The following is a 6,768-nucleotide window of genomic DNA, read 5'->3' as shown; positions in this document are numbered from 1 at the left end:
TCCCGGGCAGTACGCCCACGCGGCGACGGGCAAGACGTACCGGCACGGACCCGACCCACCCACCGGCCCCCACGCGAACGGCGCCCACGCCAGCAGACGTACCGGCACGGACCCCACCCACCCACCGCACCCCCTGCGATGGGCGCCCCGCCAGCACACGCGCCCCGGCATGCCCCCATGCCATCCCCCCGCGCGGCTCCCGCCGCCACCCCCCGCGCCTACCCTCGTCCCGAACTCGGGTATTCCGGAAGCCCGTTTGGGGCATGACGCCCCCACCGGCCGCGCAACCTCGAGGAGGGGCAACGTGCTAGAGCCCGCACGCCAGGCGGACCACACGAAGCGCATGGAGCACACGGGCCACGTCGAGATCAGGGAGATCCCGGACGACGTGGACGTGGTCATCGTAGGAGCCGGAGTCGCCGGACTCGCGGCCGCCCACCATCTGACCAGGGCGGGCCTGAGGGTCACGGTCCTGGAGGCGGCCCCACACGTGGGGGGCCGTATGTCGACGGAGAAGGTGGACGGCTTCCGGCTCGACCGGATAGGCCAGCTGCTCTTCACGTCGTACCCCGAACTGCGCTGCACCCCAGGACTGGACGCCCTGACCCTGCGCCCGTTCTCCCCGGGCGTCCTCCTGCACAGCGACGGCCGCCACCACCACGTCGGCGCCCCCACCCCGCCCCGCACCCCCCGAAGCTCCCGGAGCACAAGGGGCGCATTCACCGCCGCACGCGCCCTCGCAAGCGCCCCCCGCCTGCCTCTGCCCCGCCCCCAGTCCGGCCCTGCGGGCCCGGGCCCAGGATCGGGATCGGGATCGGGTCCAATACCGGGCCTGGGCTCAGGCCCGGGCCCCTTGGGCGGCCCCACCGACCGCGCCCGCCTCGCCACCGCCCTGACCCGCCTCGCCGCGACCCCACCCCGCCGCCTGCGCTCACGCCCGGACCTCCCCGCCGCCGAGGCACTGACGGGCCGCGGCTTCCCGCCCCGGACGATCGACGGCTTCCTGCGCCCCCTCCTGGCCGCGCTGCTCTGCGACCCGTCGCTGCGGACGTCCAGCCGCGTCGCCGACCTGGCCCTGCACGCCTTCGCGACGGGCCGGCTCTGTCTGCCGGAGGGCGGCGCCGACACGCTCCCGGAGCTCCTCGCGACCGCGCTGCCGCCGGGGACCGTCCACACGGGCGTCCAGGTCACGGCGGTCTCCACCACCGCCGTCACCACCCGGGACCACGGCGAACTCACCTGCCGGGCCCTGCTGCTGGCGACCGGGGCACGCGCCGCCGCCCGCCTCCTGCCGGGCCTGCGGGTGCCGGGCTTCCACCCGGTGACGGTGCTGCACCACACCACGGACGAGCCGCCGCTGACCGACCCCGCGTTGCTCCTGGACGCCGATCGGGGCGGCCCGGTGGCGCACACCGCGGTGGTGAGCCAGGTCGACCCGACGCGGGCGCCCGCGGGCCGGGTGCTGATCTCCTCGACGGTGCTGGGCACTCCCCCGGCGGCCGCGCACCTGGACGCGGCGGTCCGCGCCCAACTGGCCCGCCTCTACGGGACGTCGACCAAGCGCTGGGAGCTTCTCGCGGTGCACCAGGACCCGGAGGCGGTGCCGGCGATGCCTCCGCCGCACGACCTGCGCCGTCCGGTACGGCTCCTGGCCGGCCTGTACGTCTGCGGCGACCATCGCGACACGAGCACCGTGCAGGGCGCGCTCCACTCGGGCCGCCGGGCCGCCCACGCCCTGCTCACGGACGTGGGCGCCCGCCCGGCGTTCCTGGAGGAAGTCCTGGAACCCGCCGCGTGAACACGAGGCGTGGGCGCCGGTGCCGGAGTGGACGTCGGCGCCGGCGTCAGCCGAGCGCCGCCACCCGGTCCCGGTACCCCCGCACCGGCGCCGCGTCACGGTAGGGCTCAAGCCGCCGCTCGAAGTCCCGTACGTACTCGATCGCCCGTACCGACCGCATCTCCGCAGCCTGGGCGGCGGCCTCCGCCCCCAGCTGGCAGGCCTGGTCGAGTTCGCCGAGTCCGAGCCGGGCCGAGGCGAGGACGACCCGGCAGAACAGCCGGCTGCGCGCGTACGCGGGCGCGCGCAGCTGCAGCGAGCGCTCGGCGTGCTGGGCCGCGGCCCGGTACTGCTGGAGGTCGCGGTGGCAGTGCCCGAAGTCGTCAGCGAGCTGTGCCTCGTCGAAGCACCGGGCCCAGTACGGGACTTCGTCACCGGTCCGGGAGGTCTCCAGGGCCCGTTCGGCGCGTACCAGGGAGGCCGTACAGGCCCGCACCTCCCCGAGCACGCCGTGCCCGCGCGCCTCCGCGGAGTGCAGCAGCGCCTGCACGACGGGCGGCACGGCTGATCCGACGCCCTGCTGGGCGACGCGGGCGAGCTGCACGGCCTCTCGGCCGTGGCCGAGATAGACGGCCTGGCGGCTCATGGTGACGAGGACGTACGAGCCGTACGCCCGGTCTCCGGCGGCCTGGGAGAGCCGCAGTGCCTGAACGTAGTACCGCTGGGCGAGCCCGTGCGCGGCGATGTCGTACGAGGTCCAGCCGGCCAGCCGGGTGAGGTCGGCGGCGGCGGCGAACAGCCGCCGCCCGGTCTGCTCGCCGTAGGTGCCGCGCAGCATCGGTTCGGCCTCGTGCTCCAGGTAGCGGACGAGGGCCTGGCGGGCGTGGCCGCCGCCGTAGGCGTGATCGAGGGTGCGGAACAGCTCGCCCACCGAGCGCAGGGCGGCGATGTCGCCGCCGGTGACCTTCTGGCCGGGTCCGCGCTCGGTCTGGTGGCGCTGGCGGGGCACGACGGGCCGCCCCTGCGGGGGGACGCGCACGGTCGTGGTGTCGCCGCGGCTGACGCGGTCGTCGGCGCGGCCGATGAGCCAGTCCCGGCTGGGCACGACGAGCCCGGCCGGGGTGAAGGCGATCTTGCGGAGTTCGGCGTGGCTGCCGGAGTCCTTGCGCCACAGGCCGCTGACGATGTCGACGGCCTCCTCGGGGGTCGCGGCGAACTCCAGGCCCGCGTAGACGGGCGCACATGCGTCGAGCCCGAGGTCGAGCGCCGTGAGCCGGCGGCCGAGTCTGCGGGTGAAGACCTCGGCGATGAGCGCGGGTGTCGTGCCTCTGGGCTGCTGTCCGCGCAGCCACCGGGTGACGGAGGTCTTGTCGTATCTGAGATCCAGGCCGTGTTCCAGGCCGAGCTGGTCCACGCGACGGGCGAGACCTGCGTTGGAGAACCCCGCTTCTGCGATGAGCGCGGCGAGCTGACGGTTGGGCGTGCGCTGCGCGGGTCGTTCCGTCATCTGCGGTGCGGTCTCCTGCCTTCCAGGCACACTGGGTGCCCGGATTGCCTAGTGAGCAGCCCTTATGGCCTCGTGAACGGCGCGAATGTAGCGGAGCGTAAGCAGGCGATCGCACATTTCGACGTTCATTCATCCGATCGTGTGAGGATTGGCCGCGGGGCTGACGTGAATCGGCCGGACGTACAGTGGCTTGGGCGCGTTACGTGCCTGACGCAGGCACCGCGTGCCTGCCGTGTGCGTGAGGAAGCTTCAAGGGAGGCGCTTGCCGTGAGTGAGCTGCGGTTCGTCCGCATGGGATTCGGTGCCGAGGCCGTGGAGTACCAGGAGGCGTGGGACGAGCAGCGCCGGGTGCACGCCGCCCGGTTCCTGGACGAGGTTCCCGACACCTGCCTGCTGCTCGAGCACCCGCCGGTCTACACGGCGGGCCGGCGCACCGCGGACGACGAACGCCCGCTGGACGGCACCCCCGTGATCGACGTGGACCGCGGCGGCAAGATCACCTGGCACGGCCCGGGCCAGCTGGTGGGCTACCCCATCCAGAAGCTGCCGCGCCCGGTGGACGTCGTAGCACATGTACGACGTCTGGAAGAGGCGCTTATCCGTACGTGTGCGGAGTTCGGCGTGGAGACCTCCCGGGTCGAGGGCCGCAGCGGGGTGTGGGTGCTCGGAGATCCGGTGGAGCAGCGGCCGTCCCTCGGCGGACTCTCCCTCGACTTCGACCCGCGGCTGACGGACGAGGAGTTCGACCCGCGGATGAACGGCCCGGAGTACGCGCCGTCCAACGCGGGCCAGCGCCGCGAGGACCGCAAGGTCGCCGCGATCGGCATCCGGGTCGCCAAGGGCGTGACGATGCACGGCTTCGCGCTGAACGTGAACCCGGACAACGTCTGGTTCGACCGCATCATCCCGTGCGGCATCCGCGACGCGGGAGTGGCGTCCCTCGCCGGCGAGCTGGGCCGCGACCTCACCATCGGCGAGGTCCTGCCGGTGGCCGAGAGGCATCTGCGGGACGTCCTGGAGCACGCGGACCTGAAGCCGCGCGAGATCGAGCGCGCCTCGGCCTGACCTCCGGCGCCCGGGGAATGTACCCCCGGAGCCGAAGGTTGCCCGGACGCAGGGTCGGAAACAGCACGGGCGTACCCTGGTGTACGCCGACGAATCGAAGTTACAGGGAGCCGATGTGTCCGCAGTCGCACCCGACGGACGCAAGATGCTGCGCCTGGAGGTCAGGAACGCCCAGACCCCCATCGAGCGCAAGCCCGAGTGGATCAAGACCCGGGCGAAAATGGGTCCCGAGTACACGAAGATGCAGAGCCTCGTGAAGAGCGAGGGCCTGCACACGGTCTGCCAGGAGGCGGGCTGTCCCAACATCTACGAGTGCTGGGAAGACCGCGAGGCCACCTTCCTCATCGGCGGGGACCAGTGCACCCGGCGCTGCGACTTCTGCCAGATCGACACGGGCAAGCCCGAGGCGCTGGACCGCGACGAGCCGCGCCGCGTGGGCGAGTCCGTCGTCACGATGGACCTGAACTACGCCACGATCACGGGCGTCGCGCGTGACGACCTGGAGGACGGCGGCGCCTGGCTGTACGCGGAGACGGTCCGCCAGATCCACGCGCAGACGGCGGGCCGCGAGGCCGGCCGCACCAAGGTCGAACTGCTCGCCCCCGACTTCAACGCCGAGCCCGAGCAGCTGGCCGAGGTCTTCTCCTCGCGCCCGGAGGTCTTCGCGCACAACGTGGAGACGGTGCCGCGGATCTTCAAGCGCATCCGCCCCGGCTTCCGCTACGAGCGCTCGCTGAAGGTCATCACCGAGGCCCGCGACTACGGTCTGGTCACGAAGTCGAACCTGATCCTCGGCATGGGCGAGACCCGCGAGGAGATCAGCGAGGCGCTGCAGCAGCTGCACGACGCGGGCTGCGAGCTCATCACGATCACGCAGTACCTGCGCCCGACCGTGCGCCACCACCCCGTGGAGCGCTGGGTCAAGCCGCACGAGTTCGTGGAGCTGAAGGAGGAGGCCGAGGAGATCGGCTTCTCCGGTGTGATGTCGGGCCCGCTGGTCCGCTCCTCGTACCGCGCCGGGCGGCTCTATCAGATGGCGGTCGAGAAGCGCGGCACGTACGTCGCCTCACAGGCCGTCTGAGGCCCGGGAAACCGGTCGTACACAATCTCGTTCACATGCGGGCGGTGGCACTGAGTGCCACCGCCCGCATGTGAATCGGCACACAAGCAACTCCCCCGCAACACTGGCTCGTTCGACGCGGTCCGGCCGTCCCCGCAGATGGGAGCGGTTTCCGGACCGCGTCGGTGTTTGAACCCCGCGCATCAAGGCTTCATTGGTGTTTGACCGGTCGGTCACGCCCTGGTAACACCAATCAGTGACCCTGGTCTTACACCACGTGCACCCTTAACCAGAGCCGCCGATCCCGAGGGGGGACCTCCATCATGCAGGCCGCGCCCGTACGCGCCACAGCCATCCCGTCGTTCACCGATGCACTCCGTGCCGTCGAGTCGCTGCTGATGAGCAGTGGCCAGCGCACCGCCCGCCGCAATGCCTGGACGTCCGTCCTGGAGGACCGCCGCCGTGCCAAGGACCGGGTCGAGGCTCAGCGCGTTCTGGAATCCGCCTCCACGCGTTCGTAGCGGGCGCCCCGCGCCGGGAGGGCTGTCCCGGCACCCGTCCCGGCACACTGCCGTCGTAGGCGCTTGTCGGGCCACGTAGACTTCCTGCCATGGCGAAGAAGGAAACCGCGGCGGACGCCTCGAACCCCGGGCGACTCAAGCAGATCGCTCTCACTTACAAGATGACCCGCAAGGCCGACTCCAAGATCGGTCTTGTACTCGGGGCTGTCGCGATCGTCACCCTCGGTGTCTTCCTCGCGATCGGCTTCCTGATCGGTCACCCGGTCTATCTGGGCATTCTCGGCCTGCTGCTCGCCTTCCTCGCGACGGCGATCGTCTTCGGACGCAGGGCCGAGCGCGCCGCCTTCGGGCAGATGGAGGGCCAGCCGGGCGCTGCCGCCGCAGTGCTGGACAACATCGGCCGAGGCTGGACGACGACCCCGGCCGTGGCGATGAACCGCAGCCAGGACGTGGTGCACCGCGCCGTGGGCAAGGCGGGCATCGTGCTGGTCGCCGAGGGCAACCCGAACCGGGTGAAGAGCCTGCTGGCCGCCGAGAAGCGGAAGATGGCGCGGATCGTCTCGGACGTGCCGGTGCACGACATCCTCGTCGGCAGCGGTGAGGGCCAGGTGGACCTCAAGAAGCTCCGCACGACGATGCTGAAGCTCCCCCGTGTCCTGGCCGGCCCGCAGGTCACCGCGACCAACGACCGGCTGCGCGCGATGGGCGACCTGATGAGCAACATGCCGTTGCCGAAGGGTCCGATGCCCAAGGGCATGCGGATGCCGCGCGGCGGGCCGAAGGCCCGCTGACCTCCCTCCTACGAGTCTTACGACGAAGGGGGGGTCCGGAGATCACT

6 protein-coding genes are annotated in these 6,768 nt (G+C 71.9%); 5 read left to right on the top strand and 1 reads right to left on the bottom strand.

Translation table 11 applies throughout. From position 1 onward, the window contains the following. The first annotated feature begins 343 nt into the window (after window positions 1-343). Window positions 344-1,798, top strand: a complete 1,455-nt coding sequence (locus ACN6LB_RS45410) for an NAD(P)/FAD-dependent oxidoreductase (protein ID WP_445031044.1) — start codon at window positions 344-346, stop codon at window positions 1,796-1,798. 46 nt (window positions 1,799-1,844) lie between these two features. Here the strand turns inward: ACN6LB_RS45410 and ACN6LB_RS45405 are convergent, their stop codons facing one another. Continuing rightward, window positions 1,845-3,284, bottom strand: a complete 1,440-nt coding sequence (locus ACN6LB_RS45405; protein ID WP_356149253.1) for a regulator — start codon at window positions 3,282-3,284, stop codon at window positions 1,845-1,847. Window positions 3,285-3,551: 267 nt separating this feature from the next. Between ACN6LB_RS45405 and lipB the strand changes: the two genes are divergently transcribed. The 4 genes from lipB to ACN6LB_RS45385 all read left to right on the top strand — a co-directional run bounded on the left by lipB (window position 3,552) and on the right by ACN6LB_RS45385 (window position 6,721). After that, complete coding sequence (gene lipB / locus ACN6LB_RS45400; protein ID WP_445031043.1) at window positions 3,552-4,349, top strand: lipoyl(octanoyl) transferase LipB; 798 nt, start codon at window positions 3,552-3,554, stop codon at window positions 4,347-4,349. A gap of 115 nt (window positions 4,350-4,464) precedes the next feature. Continuing rightward, entirely contained in the window at window positions 4,465-5,430 is a 966-nt protein-coding gene (gene lipA / locus ACN6LB_RS45395; protein WP_445031042.1) for a lipoyl synthase, read from the top strand. A 302-nt stretch (window positions 5,431-5,732) separates the two neighbouring features. Beyond that, on the top strand, window positions 5,733-5,930 hold the full coding sequence (locus ACN6LB_RS45390; RefSeq protein ID WP_356149737.1) for an SCO2195 family GlnR-regulated protein: 198 nt from the start codon (window positions 5,733-5,735) through the stop codon (window positions 5,928-5,930). 89 nt (window positions 5,931-6,019) lie between these two features. Beyond that, entirely contained in the window at window positions 6,020-6,721 is a 702-nt protein-coding gene (locus ACN6LB_RS45385) for a DUF4191 domain-containing protein (RefSeq protein ID WP_356149735.1), read from the top strand. The last annotated feature ends 47 nt before the right edge of the window (window positions 6,722-6,768 follow it).

Source organism: Streptomyces sp. SAS_270, from assembly GCF_052543295.1.
The sequence above is the reverse complement of the archived record's forward strand: the minus strand, read 5'-3'. Positions and strand labels throughout refer to the sequence as shown.

What these genes read in the sequence shown, in the direction of transcription:
- ACN6LB_RS45410 (WP_445031044.1), top strand. Translation starts at nt 344, where the DNA reads ATGGAGCACACGGGCCACGTCGAGATCAGGGAGATCCCGGACGACGTG.
- ACN6LB_RS45390 (WP_356149737.1), top strand. Translation starts at nt 5,733, where the DNA reads ATGCAGGCCGCGCCCGTACGCGCCACAGCCATCCCGTCGTTCACCGAT.
- ACN6LB_RS45385 (WP_356149735.1), top strand. Translation starts at nt 6,020, where the DNA reads ATGGCGAAGAAGGAAACCGCGGCGGACGCCTCGAACCCCGGGCGACTC.
- ACN6LB_RS45405 (WP_356149253.1), bottom strand. Translation starts at nt 3,284, where the DNA reads ATGACGGAACGACCCGCGCAGCGCACGCCCAACCGTCAGCTCGCCGCG.